Raw genomic sequence first — 20,968 nt, 5'->3', positions numbered from 1 at the left:
CGCCTGAATAACCCGCATAACCCTCATCGAGCTCTTCGCATTCTCGCGTCAATCCGATGGCGCAGCCGAGGCGTCTACCGCAGCGCAGCGGAGGCCCGAGGCCCGGACTTCCCCCAGCTCAACGCACTGCCGCCCACGGCCCCCAAGATCAACCCGCCCCAAAGCCCCCCGAATACACAGCCTACCCAAGGGAACGCAAGCCCAGAGAGGCTGAACGTCGAGCCTGTGGACAACTCAACCCCTTGTGGACAACTAAACCCCCGTGGAAACCCAGCCCCCGCGAACAACCACCACCGCGCCGACACCACCAGCCAGACCGCAACACCACCAGCCCCCGACACCCACCAGCCCCCGGCACCAACCAGACCCGGACACCAACCAGATCCGATACCAGCGAGACCTCAACACCAGCCACCCCATCACCAACCAGACCCTGCCCCGCCCCCCCAACCGACAGTGCAGCCGCACCCGACAAACGCCCCACGCACCCACCCCACCCCCATGGCATTCGGTACCCCACTCCGCTGATCGGGTGAGGCCACCCGCCCCCAGAAAATGACCCGCAGTCGTGATCGTCTCAAACGAGTGAGAATTCGGTCGGCGCGGTAGCGGGTGCCCTGTCCTCGTCGATTCCCAGCGAGAGCGCAATGGGTCGACCGGCGGGGTGGAGTGCGGCATGCGGCGAACTACCGCGGTTCTGGGTGTGCTATTCCTGGTCCTGTTGGTGGTGGGGGCGGGACCGGCGGCGCCGGGGGCTGGTGCGGGGGTCGCGCCGAGTCCGTTCACGCAGGTGGCCAAGTTCAGCGGGCCGCTCGGGCTGGTCGAGATCGGTGGCTCTGAGCTCGCTGAGACCTTCGGGCAGAACAACTGCGGTCGTGCGCCAGCCGCCGCCGCGTTGTCGGTTCCGGCTGGATCGACTGTGCGGGGCGCGTTCCTGCGCTGGTCAGGCACCACGGAGAACTCCTCGGTGCCCGCGATGCGCCCGGCGAACCCGATCGGGTCGACGATCTCCTTCGCTGTGCCGGGTGCGCCCGCGGTGACCGTCACCTCGACCGCGAGCACCGCGGACCACGTCGTCGTCGGCGGTACCACCCTGCGGTTCCAGGGCCGTTTCGCGGACGTCACCAGTGTGCTGACGTCCCTTCCCGCGCTCAACGGGAACTATTCCGCTGACGTCACCGGCGGCTATCCGACCGGTTGCCCGCTGTTCCAGGGAAACGCGCGGGCGTGGACGTTGACCGTTGTTTACGCGAACCCGGCCATCACGGAACTGTCCACCGCGTACATCTACAACGGAATGAACACCCTCGCCGCCTCGCAGGTGTCCATCGCCATTTCCGGGTTCCGCTCGCCCGCCACCGGCAGCACCGCCGCCCGGCTGACCTACGTCGCCATCCAGGGCGACCCGGCGCTCTCCGGCGAGACGCTGGCCACGGACCAGCCCGGCCTCGCCGCCGCGCCCGCCGACTGGGCCGACTCCTCCGCGGGCGTCGCACTCGACATCGACACCCTTACCGGCAACCTCACCCCCGGGTCCACGACGCTGCGGGTCGACGCTGGCACTACCGGCGACGTGATCACGTTGACCGAGGTCAACCTCTTGGTGCGCACCGAGCCTGCGCGGGCAGAGCTAAGCAAGACCTCCGACACTCCGAACCCGGTCGGCGGAGATACCGTCACCTACACCGTGCGGTACACCAACACCGGCGGCATCGACTTGCTCGGCCAGACCTTCACCGACGACCTCAGCCGGGTCTTGGACGACGGCACCTACGTATCCGGTAGCGCTACCCGAGGCTCGGTGTCGCTTGCGGGGACAACGCTGTCGTGGACCGGTGACGTTCCCTTCGGTGAGAGCACCGTTGTCACCTACAGCGTGCTCTTGGACAAACGCGGGGACGGACGCCTAGTCAACGCCGTTGTCGCCAACAGTCCAGCGACCAACTGCGCGCCGGGGTCGACCGACAGCCGGTGCGGGGTCACCCTGCTCGTCCGGTCGTCGGAGTTCGTGAAGACGGCCGACCTGCTCGACCCCAAGCCCGGCGACACCGTCACCTACACGATCCGGGTCACCAACACCGGTGCCGTCGACCTGACCGGGCTGATGTTCACCGACGACTTCGCCGACGTGATCGACGACGCCACCTTCAACGGGGCCACGGCCACGTCCGGGATCGTCACCTCCGCCGTCAACGGGTTGGCCTGGACGGGAGACCTGGTGGTGGGCGCGGTCGCGACCGTCACCTACTCGGTCACCCTGTCCGACCCGCCGACCGGCAACGGCCAGCTGGTCAACACCATCATCTCCAACGGGCCGGGCAGCGCGTGCCGTGCGGCTTCGACCAACCCCGGCTGCGTGGTCGCGCTTCCCCTACCGGCCATCCACGTCACCAAGACGTCTTCCGCGGTTGGGCGTGCCGTCCCGGGTCAGGACGTCACCTACACCGTCGCTGTCACCAACACCGGGAAGGTAGACCTGCCTAGCCAGACCGCGATTGACGACCTCAGCGGCGTTCTCGACGATGCCACCTACGTTGGTGACGCTGCCGCGACCAGTGGGACCGTCACCCGGGTCGAGAACAAGATGGTCTGGGTCGGTGACCTAGCCATAGGACAGACCGCCCGGGTCACTTACACCGTGCACGTCAACGATCCGGCTACCGGTGACTCGCGGATCATCAACACAGTCGTATCGCCGGGGCCAGGCAGCAACTGCAAGACGGGGTCGGTCTCGCCTGACTGCACGGTCAGCCTCACCAAGCCCGCGGTCACAGTGGTCAAGCGCTACTACTTCGACTCCGACGTCCCCACTCTCGGCAGCAAAGTCACCTATGAGCTGGGGTTGACGAACCGGGGCACCGAGCACCTGACGGGCTTGGACCTCACTGACGACTTGTCCCTGGTGCTCGACGACGCTGTCTACAACAACGACGCGGTAGCAACAACGGGCACGCCCTCCTACGCGGCGCCCGTGGTGCGGTGGGACGGCGCGTTGCGCATAGGGGAGTCCGTGCGGGTTACCTTCAGCGTCACCATCAAGGACGTCATTGGCGACGGCGCTCTCCACAACACCGTCCGATCCACGGGCCCTGGCAGCGACTGCTCACCGAAGGGCGGCGGCCGGGGCTGCTCCGTCTCCTTCGGTGTGGAGGCTCTACGGGCGAAGAAGGAGGTAGCGCCCACACCCAGAATCGAGCCGGGCGGCACCGCCACCTACACCATCACCCTGTCCAACAAGGGAGGTGGCGTGTACTCGCGCACTCTTACCGACGACCTCACCGCGATCCTCGACGACGCCACCTACGTAGGTGACGCGAAGGCGACCCTGGGCAGTGTGGCGCTAGACGGCACCTTGCTGACATGGACCGGCTCCCTCGAACTCGGCGAGACCACGGTCATCACCTACTCCGCCCGCACCAACAGCCCACCCACCGGCGACGGCACCCTCAGCAACTCGGTAGTCCTACCTGGCGCGGCCAGCAACTGCCCGCAGGATTCCCCCGACCCGCTTTGCCACACCTCGCTGTCCACCACACCCCGCCCAGCACCCCCGGTCACCCAACCGCCGTCCGCCCAGGGACCTGTCCAGGGCCTGCCCCGAACCGGTTCCCCGGTCGGCATGGTCCTCCTCGCGGGCCTCGGCCTGACCCTCCTCGGCGCCGCCCTGGTGATCCGCACCCGCCGCCGGACCTGACCAACGCCGTCCGCCGGGACCGGTCAGGGGACTGACAAGCTGTGGGGGTGCGGGACACGGCGGTGGTGCTGAGGCGGCAGGCGCTGGTTGTGGCGTTGTTGTGCGTCTGCGCCGATGTCGGGGTGCTCCTGGTCGTGTGCCCGTGGGCGTTGTCCGTGTGGGTCGGGTGGGTGGCGCTCGGGTTGGCGGTTGTCGTTGACGCGGCGTTGGCCACCCCGGCTCGGTGGTCCGGCGCGGTGGCCCTCGCGCACGCGCTGGTGCACGGGATCGGGCCGTTCTTGCTGGCGCAGCCGTACTCGAACATCAACGAGGTGGGGCTCCTCGTTGCGGGCTACCGGGCGGGTGCGTGGTTGGGCACGGCCGAGGCGTTCGCGGCGCTGGCGGTCCTCGGGGCCGGGCTCATGGCCGAGCGGTTCGCCTACAGCGGGAACTGGTGGCTGACGATCCTCAACGTGCTGGCCAGCGCCCTGCTGCCGTGGCTGGTCGGGCGCAACACCACCGCCAGGCGCGGTCACCTGGCCGACCTGGAGCGCCGCGAGGCCACCCGTCAGGCCGAGGAGCGCGAGGTGGTCCGCGCCGCCGTCACCCGGGAGCGCACCGCCATCGCCCGCGACCTGCACGACGTGATCTCCCACCACGTCAGCGCCATCAACGTCCACGCCGGGGCCGCCCGCCTCGCGTTGCGCGACCGCCCGGAGGACCGGCTCCGCGACTCCCTGACCGCTGTGGAGACCGCCAGCCGGTCCGCCATGGCCAGCCTCCGGACCCTGCTGGACCTGCTCCACCACGGCGATGACAGCGCGACCCAACCCGGGCTCGACGACCTGGACGACCTGGTGGACCTCATCCGCGCCGCCGGTCTGCCCACCCGCCTGGTGACCGCCGGTCCCGCCGTCGCCGTGCCCCGCTCGGTGGACATCGCGCTGTACCGGATCGTGCAGGAGGCCCTGACCAACGCCCTGCGCCACGGTGGTCGCCGTGAGGCCGTGGTCGAGCTGACCCGCACCACGACGAGCCTGCGGTTGACCGTCACCAACGACCTGGGCGCCGGTCGACCGGCCGACGTCGGGCACCGGGGTCTCGCCGGGATCCGCCACCGCGCCGCCCTGATCGGCGCTATCGTGGAGTGCGGCCCCAGCGGTCCACAGTGGATGGTCCGGGTCGACGTGCCGCTCGTCCTGGGGGAGTCCTGACATGTCGATCACCGTGCTGCTCGCCGACGACCACGCGATGTTCCGCTCCGGCCTGCGCGCGGTCCTGGACACGCAACCGGACCTGACCTGCGTCGCCGAGGCCGCCGACGGGGCCGCCGCCGTGGACCAGGCCCGCAGGCACGCCCCCGACGTCGCCGTCCTCGACGTCCGCATGCCCCGGATGGACGGCTTGGCCGCCACCGCCGCGATCGTCGCCAACGACCACACCAAGGTCCTCATCCTCACCACCTACGACCTCGACGAGTACGTCTACCGCGCCCTCCGCGCCGGTGCCAGCGGCTTCCTGCTCAAGAGCCTGCCCCCGGAGGAGATGATCTCCGCCATCCGCGTGGCGGCCCGGGGCGACGCCCTCATCGACCCCTCCGTCACCCGCCGCCTCGCCACCCGCTTCACCGACAGCATCCGCCCCACCGACGCCACCCACCCCCGCCTCACCACCCGCGAGCACGAGGTCCTCCTCCTGCTCGCCGAGGCCCTCAGCAACGCCGAGATCGCCGCCCGCCTCACCATCGGCGAGGAAACCGTCAAGACCCACGTCTCCCGAGTCCTCGCCAAACTCTCCCTCCGCGACCGAGTCCACGCCGTCGTCTACGCCTACTGCCACGGCCTCGTCCCCTAAGCCCCCACCCCAACCGGACCGCATCCCGGCCCACACCGCCAGAGCCCCCCTGCCCACGACCCCAGCCATCCACAACCCTCGAACTCATCCACAGCCCCAACTTTCACCGCCTCACCCCACCCACACTCCCCGGTAAGCTGTATATCGGGGGCTGCTCAGCACGGTTGATCTTGCGCCCCCGACCGCCACGCACCGCACCTCGCGCTCCACCAGCGAACCTGGCCGGCCTGGCCACCGTGCGAGGGCGTGAGTGGAGCCCCACTCACGCCCTTCAAGACCTCAACGCGGTCCCCTTACGTCCCGTTCGGCCCAGTGACCGGCCGCTGCAAACCCCCGCCCGGGCTTAACGGACGTCCGCTCAGACGCCATCGAGTCGCGCCTGGACACGGTCCGCCTCATCGTCGCGGCCCTGTTCGCGGTAGAGCCGTACCGCCGCCCGCCACACCTCATGCGCCGCGTCGACCTCCCCCAGCGCGGTGCGCGGCGGTAGTGCGTGATCGCGGCACCGGTGGCGCTCGGGCTCCTGGATCCCCCATCAGAGGGACCACGAATCCCCTCTTGCCGTGACGACCAACCGCCTCCTCGATCACTACCGTCACCCTGGTGGGGAAGGGGATCGCGGCTGCGCTGGTGCTGGTGTTGCTGCTTGTCGGCAGCCCGGCTCAGGCCGATGGGGCGCCCGTCGGCCAAGACACGGCGGTCGCGCAAACCCTTGGTGGGCGGGAGCTCACGGTCACCCTCCGCAGGACCGATGGCGCGCCTGCGCCCCTGCAGGTCGACGTGATCACCCACGTGGGTAGCCCGCCAGGCACTCTCCGCCTCGCCGCTACCCCAGCAGGCGAAAGCCCGACCAGCACCGCGACCATCAACCTCCGCACCGGCTCAACAACCGCATACCTGCGCGTCGACCGTTACGGCCCCTGGGAGTTGGAGCTGTCCGACGGCACTACCTCAGCCCGGATCCCCTTCGCGGTAGCGGAAAGAGTCAGCCCAGCATGGGAAAGGACCGTCTACGGCGGGTTCGTGGCCGCAGGCTTATTCCTCTTACTCTCCCTACTGCTAGCCACGAGAAGCAGCAAGCTAGCTCTTATCCCAGCCGCAGCACTGGTAGCCGCACTCGCGACAGCGACAACGGCAGCCTTGCTCTCCAGCACAATCCCGCCAAAGTCCACACAGGACAGGCCTCGCCCGCCCGTGAACCTGGCCGTAGAAGCCACCGCGACCGAGTTGGTGCTAACAGTCACAGACAGCGTCACCGGCAGACCGGTCGATGACCTACAAGTCCACCATGGCGCGTTGATCCACCTAGCGATAGTCAGCGCAAGAGGCACCCTGACGCACGTGCACCCGGTAAGAACCGCCCCAGGTGACTACCGAGTGCAGTTCGCCCCCACAGACCCAGGACGGCACACCATGGCGGCAGAGTTCACGCGCCTGGGCGGGGGACAGCAGCAGGTTCGCGCCCAAGTGGACATCGCGGGGGAGCAGCGACAACCCCCAACCCCCGCGAAGGGAACCGTCACCACCACGCCCTTGCGCGCGGGGGACCCGGCCACGCTCACCGTCGACTTCACCGGACCCGACGACCTCCAGCCCTGGCTGGGCATGCGCGGCCACCTCATCCTCACCGACGACACCCAGGCCGTCTGGGCGCACGTCCACGCCATGGCCACGACCGCCGCCGCCCAGCCGGACGAGACCGTCGCCGCCTACCCCGCCGAGGTCGGTTTCACCTTCACGTTCCCGCACCCCGGCCGCTACCGGGCCTGGTTCCAGGCCGAGCGCGGCTACGAGATCCTCACCATCGCCGCGACCTTCGACGTGGCGCCGTGACCCGCCGGGGCAAGGCCGCGCTGACCGTCGTCGTGGCGATCATCGCCGGACTCCTGGTCGCGTGGTGGACCACCGGTGACGACCCCGTCGACCTCCGAGCCGGGACCGCGACCTACGCCGTCCGCCTCCACCTCGTCGACCCCCGCGTCGGCGCCAACACCGTAGACATCGAGGTCGCCGACCGCGCCGGGTCGCCCGTCGACGCCGAGGTCACCGTCGAGCCGGTCATGGTCGACATGGGCCACGCGCTCACCCCGACCAAGGCGACCCCGACCCACCCCGGCCGGTACCGGGCCGAGCGCACCGACCTCCCCATGGCCGGACCGTGGGAGTTGACCGTGACCGTCCGCCGCGCCGACACCACCGAGCGCGCCGTGTTCTCGTTGATCATCTAGCCGCAGGGGAAGGACCATGGAGCGCACGAAGGTAAGAACCGCGACCACCACCGCCGTGGTCCTGCTGCTCGGCGCCCTGCTCACCCTCACCGGGTTGACCTGGGACGTGCAGTGGCACGAAGACGTCGGCCCCGACACCTTCTTCACCTTGCCCCACCTGTTCCTCTACGCCGGTAGCGCTGTCTCCGGCATCGCGAGCCTCACCGCCGTCCTCATGACCACCGCCGCCCGCCGCGCCGGTCACGCCCCTGACCCCACCGTCGGCGGCGTCCCGGTAGGCGTGTTCGGCCGCACGTTCACCGCGCCGCTCGGCTATCTAGTCGCGGGCAGCGGCGCGGCCCTGTTCCTGCTCTATGGGCTGTGGGATCAGTGGTGGCACGGCATCTACGGCTTCGACGCGGTCATCGACTCCCCGCCGCACGTCGGCCTGCTGCTGTCGATCGCGATGACCCTCGTCGGCTCCGTCGTCGTCTTCGGTGCCGCCCGCGACCAGCCCTGGGGCCGGACCGGGGTGTTCGTCTCGCTCGCCGTGCTGGCCGGGTTCAGCACGATCATCGCCGTCGCGTTCCAGGACGTCTCGGACACGGTCGACTCGATGCACGTCGCGATGGCGTTCCTCGTGCTGCTCACCCTGTTCACCGGTGCCGGATTCGTCCGTAAAGGCGGAATCGCCGTCGCGATCGGCCTGGCTCTGGTCCAGGCCCTTTCCTGGTGGTTCTCACCGTGGGCCACACGCCTCTATGCGGACTCCGTCGGCCTCCCGATGCGCGACTACATCTCGGGCGTTCCGACTATGCCCGCCCTGATGCCGATGACGTTGATTATCGTCGCATTACTGACCTATCCCGTTATCGGACTCGCCGCCCGTTGGGCCCCACTTGTCGCGGGAGCACTAGCGGGCGCGTTGGTCGTCACCGCCCAGGCGTTCCAGGACGGCGTCGTCTACGACGTCCCCGCCCCCGCGGTCGGCGACCTGCTCCCCACGATCCTCGCCGCCGCCGTCCTCGGGCTCCTCGCCGGACACCTCGGCGCGCGGTTCGGTCAGATGCTCCGCCTCGCCGCAGGCGACCGACCGGAAGGGGTGTGACCGTGCGCCGCGTCGTCACTGTCCTCGTCACCACCGCCGCCCTGCTCGCGGTGACCGCGCCCGTGGCAGGTGCCTACGAGCCGGTCGAGATCGTGCACACCGAGAAGGTCCAGGCCGGGCCGTACCCGATCGTCATCGGGTTCAGCACGTGGCCGGTGCGGGCGATGCAGTCCCTGGACTTCACCTTCGCCGTGGACGGCGGGGTGGACGGCAAGACCGGCGTCCTCGCCATCACCGCCCCCGGCGACAGTTGGCGCGAGCCGCTCGCCCGCCACCCCCGCAAGCGCGACGTCTGGGGCCTGGACGTGCGGGCCATGCAGCGCCCGGGCGACTACACCCTGACGTTCCGGGTGGACGGCCCGCTGGGTCACGGCGAGGGCGCCCTCACCCCGCTGCGCGTCCTCGACCAGCCCGGCCCGCCGATGGCCCTCAGTTGGGGGATCAGCACGCTGCCGCTGCTCGGTCTCATCGCGTTCCTCGCCATCGCCTGGCGCCGTACCCGCCGGAGGCTGTCCGTGCCTACCCCGTCCAGGTAGGACAGCCTGGCCACGGCATGATTGACCGCCATGGCCACCCTGCCCGACGCCTTGGACGCCGAGGTCGCGCGCTACCCGACCAAGCGGCTCGCGGACTCGGCGCAGGCTCTTATCCACCGCTACCGCACCGGCGTAGACCCGTCCACGCTCGTGCTCGACGCCGAGGTCACCGCCGCTGCTTACGCTGCCTACCGGATGCCCGCGACCCACGCCGCCGTCACGGCAGCGCTAACCGAGGTCGCCGCGCTCGCTCCCGACTTCGCCCCTAGCGCGCTGGTCGACATCGGTGGCGGCACCGGCGCGGCGGTGTGGGCGGCGGCGAGGGTGTGGCCGTCGCTGACCGAGGTCACCGTGCTCGACCAGTCCACCCAGGCGATGGCGCTGGGCAGGCGGCTGGCCGAGCGCGCCGACGAGCAGGCCGTGCGCCAGGTCCGGTGGCAGCGCGCCGCCCTCGGCGACACCCGGCTACCGCCCGCCGACGTCGCCACCTTGTCCTATGTGCTCAGCGAGCTCACCGACAGCGCGCGCGCCGACACCGTCCGCGCGATGACGACCGCGACCCTGGCCGTGGTCATCGAACCCGGCACGCCCGCGGGGTACGAGCGGATCATGGCCGCGCGCGACGAGCTCATCGCGGCGGGGATGCGCATCGTCGCCCCCTGTCCCCACAGCACCACCTGCCCCATCCCGCGTGGACAGGACTGGTGCCACTTCGCCGCGCGCCTCGGCCGCAGCCCCCTGCACCAACGCCTGAAGACGGCCGTCCTCAACTTCGAGGACGAGAAGTTCTCTTACGTCGCCGCCACCCGCGAGCCGTGGCCCGCCGCGCCCGCCCGGGTCCTCCGGCACCCTCTTAAGCGCAAGGGCCTGGTGTCGTTGCGGCTGTGTGGACCCGAGGGGCTGGCCGACACCATCGTCAGCAAGCGCGACCCCGCCGCGTACCGGTCCGCCCGCGACGTCGCCTGGGGCGACCCCTGGGACGCCGGGACCCCGTGACGCCCGGTGAGACCCGGCGCACCCACCGTGCCGGACGCCGGACTTGAGGGTTGTTGGGAAAATTCGCACGGAGGTGGCGTCATGCCCGCCCCGGCTGGGCGTCCCACCGGCATGCGGACGCCCAAGACGCCCCACGACGGGCGGCTCGTGATCCCCGACCCCCGTGGTGACGCGGTGGGCCCGATGGCCGTGCTGACCCCGTTGCAGCTCAAGATCCTGCACCTGCGGGTGGTCGACGGCGACAGCGCCGAGCAGGTGGCCATCAAGCTCGACATGTCGCCGTCCGCGGTGCGCATGACCCAGCACCGCGCGCTGCAGCGCCTGCGCGAGCAGCTGCGCGCCGCCGGGGAGACCACCTGACCGGGTGGATCTTGTTCCGTCCCGCTCGGTGGCCTGCCTAGCGTGACCGCATGACCGCTTCGAAGATCCACCGACTGCACTGGCAGACCATCGACACCTACGACTGGGAAGCCATGCGCGCCCGGTACCACCCCGAGTACGTCTACACCGACGTCACCGGCACCCGGTTCGCCGACACCGACCAGCCGGTCGAGGTCATGCGGACCCTGCACGCCGCGTTCCCCGACGTCGTGTTCACCTACCGCGACTTCCACGAGAGCCTCGACGGCGGCACGTCCTTCGTCGAGGTCCGCTGCGCCGGTACCCACCTCGGCCCGCTCGGTCCGCTGCCCGCGACCGGCCGCCGGGTGATCAGCTACGCCTGCCACGTCGTCGAGGCCCGCGACGGGTTCATCCACCGCGAGCGCGACTACTTCGACATGGCCGCCATCCACCGCCAGATCACCGGTGATCTCGTGCTGCCCGAAGCGGACTGACCCACCAGGTACCTATTGCGTTGAACCGGTCCCCACCGTTCCCGGTCGTTTGTGCCAAAACTGTGAAACTCCCATTTCCGGTATGCTTCGCGCTGCCCGATCTGTCCCCGGCGCCCCGCCCTGGTCCGCGCGGTTGAATCGGACTCTGCGCCATTTGGGGCATCACGCCGTATTATAGCTGAATGTGATGGCCGGAATGGCTCTTGTAATCATGTCGTGATATCTGCATGGGTGCCCCTCCTCTACTGTTTCGCCTGGACTTCACCTGGAGTCGTCCCCACCGATACAGGAGGAATTGAGTGCGCCGAAGATTGGTCGTCGCGATCGCCGCGGCGACGGTGGTCGGGACCGGGGCGGTGGTGGTCAACGGTGCCGCCGACGCGGCCCCCGCACCCACCCAACAGGCTCCCCAGGCCGCCGCGGACCACGCAGACGAGGTGGTCTCCCCGCTCGAGGAGAAGCGCCGCGCGCTGCGCCAGGAGGGCCTGGCCAAGGTCCTCTCCGGTGAGGCGAGCGCCGAGAAGCGCGGTGCGAGCACCGTGGTCAAGGTCGGCACCGCCGCCTCGGCCAAGAACAAGAGCACCGGCAAGAAGGGCGTCGACCAGTACGTCGAGTTGGCGCGGGAGAAGACCGACAAGATCTTCGTGGTGCTCGCCGAGTTCGGCGACGAGCGCCACCCGGACTTCCCCGACAAGGACACCAACCCCAACGTGCCCGGCCCGGCCCGCTACGACGGCCCCCGGCACAACCAGATCGCCAAGCCCAACCGGGCCGTCGACAACAAGACGATCTGGCAGGCGGACTACTCGAAGAAGCACTTCGAGGACATGTACTTCGCCAAGGGCGCGAACACCGAGTCGCTGAAGACCTTCTACGAGAAGGCCTCCTCCGGCCGGTACTCCGTCGAGGGCCAGGTCACCGACTGGGTCAAGGTCAAGTACAACGAGGCCCGGTACGGCCGTTCCGACGGCTACCCCTGCCCCGGCCGCATCTGCGGCAACTCCTGGTACCTGGTCTCCGACGCGCTGCAGCAGTGGGTCACCGACCGCAAGGCCGCCGGTGCCACCGACGCCTCGATCAAGGCCGACCTGGCGTCGTACGACACCTGGGACCGCTACGACTTCGACGGTGACGGCGACTTCAACGAGCCCGACGGCTACCTGGACCACTTCCAGATCGTGCACGCCGGTGGCGACCAGTCCGACGCCGATCCCGCACAGGGTGAGGACGCCATCTGGGCGCACCGCTGGTACGCGTTCTCCAGCAACACCACCGGCCCGGTCAACAACAAGCTCGGCGGTGTGCAGATCGGCACCACCGGCCTGTGGGTCGGCGACTACACCATGCAGCCCGAGAACGGCGGCCTCGGCGTGTTCGCGCACGAGTACGGCCACGACCTCGGTCTGCCGGACCACTACGACACCGTTGGCCCGGGCGGCGCCCAGGAGAACGGCATCAACTGGTGGTCGCTGATGGGTCAGAGCCGGGTGTCCAACGCCAACGAGGCGATCGGCTACCGGGCCAACGACTTCTCGGCGTGGGACAAGCTGCAGCTGGGTTGGCTGGACTACGAGACCGTCGTGGCCGGTCAGGACAAGAAGATCGACCTCGGTCCCGGTGCGTACAACACCGACAAGGCCCAGGGCGTCGTCGTGGTCCTGCCCGACAAGCAGGTCTCGACCAGCTACGGCACGCCGTTCGCGGGGTCGAAGATGTGGTGGAGCAGCAAGGGCGACAACCTGTCGAACTCGCTGACCCGCTCGGTGAACCTCACCGGCAAGACCTCCGCCGAGCTCAAGCTCAAGGCGCGCTACGACATCGAGGACTGCGACTGCGACTTCCTGTTCGTGGAAGCGTCCACCGACGGTGGCGCCAACTGGACCGCGCTCGACGGTGTCGCCAACGGCAAGCCCTTCACCCGGGACGCCGTGGGCACCCCGGCGATCACCAACACCACGAACAACGCGTGGGTTGACGTCGCTGTGCCGCTGACCTCGCTGGCGGGCAAGGACGCCCAGATCCGACTGCGCTACCGCACCGACGGCGGCGTGGCCCTGGACGGCTTCTTCGCCGACGAGATCTCCGTGGTCGCCGACGGCGCGCCGCTGTTCACCGATGGTGCCGAGGCTGGCAACAACGGCTGGACCCCGGCCGGTTTCCGCATCACCACCGGTACGGAGACCGCGAACTACGACCACTTCTACGTGGCCAGCAACCGGACCTACGTCGGGTACGACAAGTACCTGCAGCCCGGCCCGTACGACTACGGCGACCCGAGCCGCCCCAACTGGGCGACCCGCTTCCCGTACCAGGACGGCCTGCTGGTGACCTACTGGGACACCTCCCAGCCGGACAACAACGCCTCCGTCCACCCGGGCGAGGGCCTGCTGTCGGTGGTCGACGCGCACCCGGAGCCCATCTACAACCTGCAGGGCCAGGCGTGGCGGCCCCGCGTGGCGGGCTACGACGCGCCGTTCTCGCTGCAGAAGTCGGACTCGTTCACCCTGTTCGCGGGTGGTCGGGCCAGCTACATCCGCGGTACGGACGCCCAGCCGCTGTTCGACGACACCAAGTCCTACTTCAACGCCGCCCAGCCGACCGCGGGCGTCAAGCTCCCCGCCGCCGGTGTGAGCATCAAGGTGCTGAAGCAGGAGGGCACGTCGCTGCAGATCCGGGTGTTCCCGAGCAAGAAGAAGTAGCACCTCCCGGTAGCTCTGGCGGGGCATGCCATTGCGCCGCATAGGGAGTAAGAGGGCCGGTGGTGGGGTTAGCCCCACCACCGGCCCTCGTGCTTACCGGATGGTCTGGTGATCACGGCGCTCCTAGCGTCAACCGCATGATCCGCACGAAGTGGGCGCTCCCGGTAGCCGCTCTCATCACCGTGTTTCTGATCTTCTCCCTGCCGCCGTACCTGACGTTCGACCCCGCCCTCTCTCGTGTGCCTGCCGGGTTCGCTTTCCACTACCCGGCGTTGTTGGTGCACATCACCTTCGGCGCGGTGGCGATGGTGGCGGGGTTTCTCCAGGTGTGGCCCTGGTTCCGTCAGCACTACCGGCACCTGCACGCCGTTGTCGGCCGGGTGTACGTGTTCGGGGGAGTGCTCCCAGCGGGGATCGCGGGTCTAGTCGTAGGAGTCACTTCACCGTTCGGTCCGGTCGCCCGGGTCAGCCACGTGCTCCTGGCCTCGCTGTGGCTGACGTCGACGATCATGGGCTACCGACGCGCGCGGGCCAGGGACTTCCAGGCGCACCGCACGTGGATGGTCCGCAGCTACGTGCTCACGCTCTCGACGATCACCAACCGGTTCTGGGGCCCACTGGTCGCCATCGCTCTTACGCCGGACCTCGACTCTACGTTCGGTGGCAGCGAGGTAGCCCTGACTCAGTCGATCGCGGGGATCACGTCCTGGCTGGGCTGGACCGTGCCACTGCTGGTACTTGAGTGGATTGCCCACCGCCCCCGCCGAGGTTCCGCTGTCGAGTGAGCCACGGTTCTCCGCTTCGGATCTGGTAGCCCGCCTGGCCTACGACGCATACCGAAGGCCATGACTGTTGTCACATATCAAATCCGGCCCCCGGCGTAACTGCTGCGGCAGCCGGGTGACTGTCGTGGACAGCCTGCCGGGGTCTACCTAGAGTTTGTCACGTTCTCGCATGTCAGTGAGGAAATATCCATCTATCGCAGGGAGTGGTTCCATGCGTTCGGGTGTCCTGAAGATGCTCGCCGTGGCTGGCGCGGTCGCCACGGGTCTTGCCCTCGTCCCCGCCACCAGTTCGGCCGCCGGTTCGGGCGGCACCACCGCAATGGCTAGCCAGGGCCACGTCAACTCCAATGTCGACTTCACCTGGCTGTACATCGGCCCTACCGGCGATTCCCACTACAACGTCAAACTGGGCGCCTGCACCAACTTCTGGTACGACGCCGTCGACAACGGTCGCTACCACGACATCTCCCACGGAGGTTGGGTCTCGACCGACAAAGCTGGTCCTGGTTGGTGCTGATCGCGGAAACCTAGGCGGCTGGCACCAGGGTTGACTCGCGGAGGGCGCGCAGCGCGTAGTGCAGCCGGGACTTGACCGTGCCGACGGGGACCTGGAGCGTCACGGCGGCCGCCGCCGCGGTGCGGTCGGCGAAGTACACCTCGACCACGGTCTTGCGGTGGGGCTCGGGCAAGGAGTCCAGGGCAGCGTCAACCATCAGCCGGTTGATGACCTCGTCGGTGCGCGCGGGGGCGCTGGTCATGTCGACCTCCGGTAGCTCCACCTCAGACGGTCGCGCCGCCCGGCCCCGGTACTGGTCGACCGCGATGTTGTGCGCTACGCGAGTGAGCCACGCGCGCACGGAACCGCGGTCCTCGGTGAGTTTGTCCTGGTGCCGCCACGCCCGGATCCAGGTTTCCTGCACGACGTCCTCGGCGCGGTGGGGGCACCCGGTCACGCGACGCGCGTAGGCGAGCAGGGCGGTGCGGTGGGCGGCGACGATGCTGTCGAAAGTGGTCATCTCGGCTCTCCTCGTGTCGCGGTTCTCCCTCTGACACAAGGCTTCCGGTTACTACCCGGTCACTCTCTGGGCCAATCCCCCCAACCGAGGGGGCCACCCCTCAACCTCGCGGAGGTACACCTCCCCCAGTCAGGTGGGGATATCCCTACCCCTACGGCCTAGGGGTGCCGCGGCCCGCCAGCCGCGACGACGGGCGCGGGTCACCACGGCCGCCGTTCCAGCTGCGACAACAGCCGCTCCCGCGAGTACCGCGACGAACCACATCGCCGCGCGGGCCGGTCCCGTGTCCTCCGCGGCTGGTAGGACCATCGAGATGTGTTCACGGGACGCGGGCGGTTTGGTCTGTCCGGTCAGGAGAGTGCTCACCGCCGCCACTGGGTCGACGATCCCGTAGCCCACAACGGGATGCGGCACCTGCCCCGACGGCCGGTCCGCCGTGGCCACCAGCCGCTTCGTCACCTCTATGGCGGGTAGCTCCGGGTACTGCTCCCACACCAGCGCCGCACTGGCCGCGACGAACGCCACCGCCAGCTCCGGGCCCGAGGCCAGCCGGTGGCCCAACCCCGCCGGTCCGATCCCGACGAGCTGCTCGGCGGGCGCCGCCACCGTCGGCTGCGCCCCCAGCAGCGACGACTTCGGCGGCCCGTCCGGTCCGACCGGCGCGACCGCGACCACCCCGTCCGCCGACGCCGGGTACGCCCGCTGCTTGGCCTGGCGCACCGCCGCCGGGGCGATCACCAGCACGTCGCGGGACCGGGCCAGCTCCACCGCCGCCTGCAACTCCGGGGCGTCCACGGTGTTCACCACCCCGATCGCGACGATCCGCGCCCCGCTGTCCACCGCCGCCCGCACGCCCGCCGCGAGCACGACCGGGTCGACCCGCGCCGGGTCGTTGGTCACCCGCACCGGCACGATCTGCGCGGCGGGCGCGATCCCCGCGAACGCCGTCTTCTCCATCGGCCGCGACGCGATCAGCCCGGCTAGGAACGTCCCGTGCCCCGCGCAGTCGGTGTTGGCGGTTCCACCTGAGACGTCGACGCCCTCTGACACCGCACCTGCCAAGGTAGGGGCCTCGGCACTGACACCCGTGTCCACTACCGCGATCCGCACCGCGCCTTTCGTCATCGGCCACACCCGCGCGGGGGAGAGCCGCTGCTGCGCCCACGGCTCCGGTTGTGCCACCGTCGCCTCCGGCGGCGCGCACTGCCCCGCCTGTTGCGCGTAAGCGGGCACTGGTAGGGCCAACAGCACACCGGTCACCGCGACCACCGCCGCGGCCCTCATTCCGGCGCCTCCGTCCACCCGATCTGCAGCGACGTGACGTCGCGTCGGGTGACCAGCACTGCGCGGCCGGGCGGGAGCTGCCGACCCCGCTGGCCGTTGAGCAGCGGCATCTCGTTGGGCGGCACCGACAGCACCAGGTCCGGCGTGTTGGACTCCTGCAACCGCCGCACCACAGCGTCCATCGACATCCGGCCCGACCCGGCGGCCGCGCGGGCCAGCACCACGTGCAGGCCGATGTCCCCGGCTTGCGGCAGCAGCTCCACCAGCGAGTCGAGCGGACCGCCCGCGCCGCTGTGCATCAGGTCGTAGTCGTCGACGATGACGAAGTACTCCGGTCCGGTCCACCAGTCCCGGTCTCGCAACCGGCTCGGCGTGATGTCCGCGCCGGGCACGCGGGTCTTCAGGTCAGCGGCAAGAGGACGGATCAGCTCCGCAGCGGGACCGGACGACACCGCCACCCCGTGCCTATAGGACTCCGGGATCGACTCCAGCAAACCACGACGCGAGTCAAGCAACACGATTCGCGCGTCCTCCGGCCCGTAGGCCTTCGGGATGGCCTGCGCGATGAGCCGCAATACCGCCGTCTTACCGCTACCGGTGTCACCCAGCACTGTCAGGTGCGGACGGGCCAAGAAGTCGTGCCACACCGGCTTGAGGTCCAGCTCGCCGGAGCCCAGCGCGACCCGCATCCGCCCCTCGGGCTCGGGCAGTTCTTCGGCGGGCAGCACCGCGGGCAGCGTCCGCACCCGGGGCGCGCTGACCCCGGGCCAGCACTCCGCCACCGAGCGGGCCAGTTCCCGAGTCGCCTCCGCGAGACCCTCCGCCGACGCCTCGCCGTCCGCGCGCGGCACGGCACCGAGGAAGTGCAGCTTGTCCTGGGTCAGGCCGCGACCGGGCAGCCGGGGCACCTGGCCCGCCTTGCGCATGTCGATCACCGAGTCGATCGCGTCGCCCAGCCGCAGCTCCAGCCGGGTGCCCAGCTGGTCGCGCAGCGCGCTGTGCACGTCGGACCACCGGCCAGCGGTGATCACCAGGTGCACGCCGTAGGCGAGACCGCGCACCGTCATCTGCCGGATGGTCTGGTCGTGCTGCTCGAAGTCCGCGCGCAGCGACCCCCACCCGTCGACCACCAGGAACACGTCGCCGTGCGGGTCGTCGGCGAACTCGCCCGCCGCGCGGCGCTCCCGGTAGGCGGCCATGCTCTCGATGCCGTGCTCCGCGAACAGCTTCTCCCGCTCGGAGAGGATCCCCTTGACCTCCGCGATGGTGCGACCGACCCGCTCGGGCTGCAACCGCCCGCAGACCCCACCGACGTGCGGCAGGCTCTCCAGCACCGACAACGTGCCGCCACCGAAGTCCAGGCAGTAGAACTGCACCTCCGCGGGCGTGTGCGTCATCGCCAACGCGGTGATCATGGTGCGCAGCAGCGTGCTCTTACCGGACTGGGTGCCGCCCGCGATGCCGACGTGCCCACCGGAGCCGGACAGGTCCACCATGTGCAGGTCGCGTACCTGCTCGAACGGCTTGTCCACAACACCGACCGGGATCTTCAACCCGCCACGGCCAGGCCAATCGGCCGGAGTCAGACCTAACGTCGGGTGCGGCACCAACGGCGGCAAGAGCTGGTCGAGCGGCGGCGGGCTGTCCAACGGCGGTAGCCATACCTGGTGCGCGGGCGGTCCCTGGCCCAGCAGCTTCTCCACCGCTACGTCCAACACCGTGTCCACGTGCTCGTCCGAGACCGGAGCCGCTACGACCTCCGCGACCTCGGCGGCGGTGGGCAACCGGCCTGCCCCGAACGCGACGACCTGCCTGCGAACCTCCTCTTGCCGCTGTTCCTTGGTGCGCCTCTGGTACCGACCGGACACGTACGCGGCCTTGAACCGCACCAGGGTCGCGACGTCACTGCGCAGGTAGCCGTTACCGGGCGCGCTGGGCAGCTGGTACGCGTCCGGCACACCGATCACGGACCGGCTCTCCATCGCGGAGAACGTGCGCAGGCCGATCCGGTACGACAGGTGGCTCTCCAGCTTGTGCATGCGGCCGTCGTCGATGCGCTGCGAGGCCAGCAGCAGGTGCACGCCGAGCGACCGGCCGAGGCGGCCGATCATCACGAACAGCTCGGCGAAGTCCGGGTTGGCCGCCAGCAGCTCGCTGAACTCGTCGACGATGAGGAACAGCGTCGGCAGCGGGTCCAGCGGCGCCCCCGCCTGCCTGGCCCGCTCGTAGTCCAGCAGCGAGCTGAAGTTGCCCGCCGCCCGCAGGTGCTCCTGGCGGCGCACCATCTCGCCGTGCAGCGAGTCCTGCATGCGGGTCACCAGCGGCGCCTCGTCGGCGAGGTTGGTGATCACCGCCGAGGTGTGCGGCAGCCGGTCGAGCCCGAGGAAGGTCGCGCCGCCCTTGAAGTCCACCAGCACGAAGTTGAGGATCTCCGACGAGTGCGTCATCGCCAGGCCCAGCACCAGGGTGCGCAGCAGCTCGGACTTGCCGGAGCCGGTCGCGCCGATCAGCAGCCCGTGCGGGCCCATGCCGCCCTGCGCGGACTCCTTGATGTCCAGGTCGACCGACGAGCCGTCCTCGGCGATGCCCAGCGGGATGCGGAACCGCTCGCTGCCCATCCCGGTGCGCCACAGCGACTTCGGGTCCAGCGCGTCGAGGTCGGCCACCCCGAGCAGCCGGGGCAGGTCGAAGTCGGCGACCATCGGCTCGGCGACGTCACCGGTGGAGTTGATCCGGTACGGCGAGATCACCCTGGCCAGCGCGCCCACCCTCGGCACGCTCACCGTGTCCGGGCGGCCGAGCCGGGTGCGCACCTGCTGGCCGGTCCGGTCGGTCCGCACCGTGTGCAGGTCCGTCGGGGAGACCTCCAGCCGCAGCCGCGACCGACCGGCGGACCCGTCGAGCGCGCCGGACAGGTCGAGCACCACGGCGTTGCGGTACCCGGCGGCGGCCAGCCGCGACTCGGCGGGGACGTCGACCCCGTCGAGCACCACGACCACGTACGGCTCCTCGCGGCTGGGGGTCGCCGCGGCCTCGAACCGGGCCCGGTCGTCGAGCTCGGCGGCCAGCAGCTCGGTCAGCGCGTCGACCCCGTCGGCCAGCAGCCGCACCTGGCCCGCGCCGTCCTGCTCGACCGGGTGCTGCGCGTGCGGCAGCCACTTCACCCAGTCCCACTCCGGCAGCCGGTCCGGGCTCGCGCACACCGCGACCCGCAGGTCCTCGGGGGAGTGGAACGTGACCAGCTGCGCGAGCAGGGCGCGCACCGTTCCGCGCGTGGTGTCCTCGTCGCCGGAGAACCGCACTTGCGCGAAACCGCGTAAGAACAGCGCTGTCGGCTGGTCGGCGAGGGTGGTGTAAGCGTTGATGAACCGCCGCAGCGCGCGCGCCGAGAGCGGCTCCAAGTCGGCTACCGGCTTGGTGTTGAGCGGGTTCATCGCCATCGCCAGCCGCTGCGGACCGACCCCGATGCGGACCTCGGCGAAGTCCGCGTGCGCGGCGCGGCGCTCCCACAGCCTGCTCGTCATCGCCACCGACCACAGCGCGGCGGGCTCCGGGTGCCGCCAGCCCAACGCGGTGCGCTGCTGGTCGGCGACCGCGCGGATCTGCGCGCGCGTACCGGACAGGTAGCGCAGGTAGTCCCGCCGCTCGCCGCGCAGCCGCTGCCTGCGGTCGGCGCCACCCCGGCCCATCTGGCCGAAGACCATCATGACGCCCATCAGGCCCATCATCCCGGCCATCATCAGCGCCATCTGCGGGTTCTGCGGGCCCATGAAGAACAACATGGCCGCGCCGCCGCCGATGGTCATCGGCAGGTACATGAGCATCCCGCCCATGCCGCCGCCGATCGTCTCGGGCAGCACCGGCGGCTCCTGCAGGGACAACTCGCCGCCCGGCATCTCTGGTGGCTTCTCCCTGGCCTGCCTGCGAAACAGCGTGGTACTCATCCGGCGACTCCTGACACTCACGGCTGCTGC

At 69.9% G+C, this 20,968-nt stretch carries 16 protein-coding genes; 13 read left to right on the top strand and 3 right to left on the bottom strand.

What is annotated here, in order from left to right; translation table 11 throughout:
* Positions 1-676: 676 nt before the first annotated feature.
* The 13 genes from LV79_RS32190 (at position 677) to LV79_RS32130 (ending at position 15,211) form a co-directional block, all read left to right on the top strand.
* Entirely contained in the window at positions 677-3,694 is a 3,018-nt protein-coding gene (locus tag LV79_RS32190) for a DUF7927 domain-containing protein (RefSeq protein ID WP_253842085.1), read from the top strand.
* A gap of 47 nt (positions 3,695-3,741) precedes the next feature.
* Entirely contained in the window at positions 3,742-4,887 is a 1,146-nt protein-coding gene (locus tag LV79_RS32185) for a sensor histidine kinase (RefSeq protein WP_253842084.1), read from the top strand.
* A 1-nt stretch (position 4,888) separates the two neighbouring features.
* Positions 4,889-5,527, top strand: a complete 639-nt coding sequence (locus tag LV79_RS32180) for a response regulator (protein ID WP_253842083.1) — start codon at positions 4,889-4,891, stop codon at positions 5,525-5,527.
* 603 nt (positions 5,528-6,130) lie between these two features.
* Positions 6,131-7,360: a DUF8832 domain-containing protein gene (locus LV79_RS34920; protein ID WP_490240426.1), complete on the top strand. Its 1,230-nt coding sequence runs from the start codon at positions 6,131-6,133 to the stop codon at positions 7,358-7,360.
* Positions 7,357-7,755: a FixH family protein gene (locus LV79_RS32170; protein ID WP_253842082.1), complete on the top strand. Its 399-nt coding sequence runs from the start codon at positions 7,357-7,359 to the stop codon at positions 7,753-7,755. Before LV79_RS34920 ends, LV79_RS32170 begins: the two co-directional genes overlap by 4 nt.
* 16 nt (positions 7,756-7,771) lie before the next feature.
* Complete coding sequence (locus tag LV79_RS32165) at positions 7,772-8,842, top strand: hypothetical protein (RefSeq protein ID WP_253842081.1); 1,071 nt, start codon at positions 7,772-7,774, stop codon at positions 8,840-8,842.
* A 2-nt stretch (positions 8,843-8,844) separates the two neighbouring features.
* A complete protein-coding gene (locus LV79_RS32160) occupies positions 8,845-9,378 on the top strand; it encodes a hypothetical protein (protein ID WP_253842080.1) in 534 nt (177 codons plus the stop codon).
* A 30-nt stretch (positions 9,379-9,408) separates the two neighbouring features.
* Positions 9,409-10,374 (top strand): small ribosomal subunit Rsm22 family protein, encoded by a 966-nt coding sequence (locus tag LV79_RS32155; protein ID WP_253842079.1) that lies wholly within the window; start codon positions 9,409-9,411, stop codon positions 10,372-10,374.
* 81 nt (positions 10,375-10,455) lie between these two features.
* Positions 10,456-10,734, top strand: a complete 279-nt coding sequence (locus LV79_RS32150) for a sigma factor-like helix-turn-helix DNA-binding protein (protein WP_253842078.1) — start codon at positions 10,456-10,458, stop codon at positions 10,732-10,734.
* A 50-nt stretch (positions 10,735-10,784) separates the two neighbouring features.
* Positions 10,785-11,210: an ester cyclase gene (locus LV79_RS32145; RefSeq protein ID WP_253842077.1), complete on the top strand. Its 426-nt coding sequence runs from the start codon at positions 10,785-10,787 to the stop codon at positions 11,208-11,210.
* Between the two features lie 299 nt (positions 11,211-11,509).
* Entirely contained in the window at positions 11,510-13,909 is a 2,400-nt protein-coding gene (locus LV79_RS32140; RefSeq protein WP_253842076.1) for an immune inhibitor A domain-containing protein, read from the top strand.
* Positions 13,910-14,046: 137 nt separating this feature from the next.
* Positions 14,047-14,694, top strand: coding sequence for a DUF2306 domain-containing protein (locus LV79_RS32135; protein ID WP_253842075.1), 648 nt, complete (start codon positions 14,047-14,049; stop codon positions 14,692-14,694).
* Between the two features lie 211 nt (positions 14,695-14,905).
* The gene (locus LV79_RS32130; protein ID WP_253842074.1) at positions 14,906-15,211 is read left to right on the top strand and encodes a hypothetical protein; all 306 of its coding nucleotides are present in this window, start codon (positions 14,906-14,908) and stop codon (positions 15,209-15,211) included.
* Between the two features lie 10 nt (positions 15,212-15,221).
* Here LV79_RS32130 and LV79_RS32125 read toward each other — a convergent pair whose 3' ends face one another.
* The 3 genes from LV79_RS32125 to eccCa all read right to left on the bottom strand — a co-directional run bounded on the left by LV79_RS32125 (position 15,222) and on the right by eccCa (position 20,938).
* The gene (locus tag LV79_RS32125) at positions 15,222-15,710 is read right to left on the bottom strand and encodes a sigma-70 family RNA polymerase sigma factor (protein ID WP_253842073.1); all 489 of its coding nucleotides are present in this window, start codon (positions 15,708-15,710) and stop codon (positions 15,222-15,224) included.
* 129 nt (positions 15,711-15,839) lie between these two features.
* Entirely contained in the window at positions 15,840-16,994 is a 1,155-nt protein-coding gene (locus LV79_RS32120; protein ID WP_253842072.1) for a S8 family serine peptidase, read from the bottom strand.
* Positions 16,991-20,938, bottom strand: a complete 3,948-nt coding sequence (gene eccCa, locus LV79_RS32115) for a type VII secretion protein EccCa (RefSeq protein ID WP_253842071.1) — start codon at positions 20,936-20,938, stop codon at positions 16,991-16,993. Before eccCa ends, LV79_RS32120 begins: the two co-directional genes overlap by 4 nt.
* Positions 20,939-20,968 lie beyond the last annotated feature (30 nt).

The organism is Actinokineospora globicatena (genome assembly GCF_024171945.1).
GTDB classification, from domain to species: Bacteria; Actinomycetota; Actinomycetes; order Mycobacteriales; family Pseudonocardiaceae; genus Actinokineospora; species Actinokineospora globicatena.
Note: the sequence above shows the minus strand (reverse complement) of the source record. Positions and strands in the feature narration are given on the sequence as shown.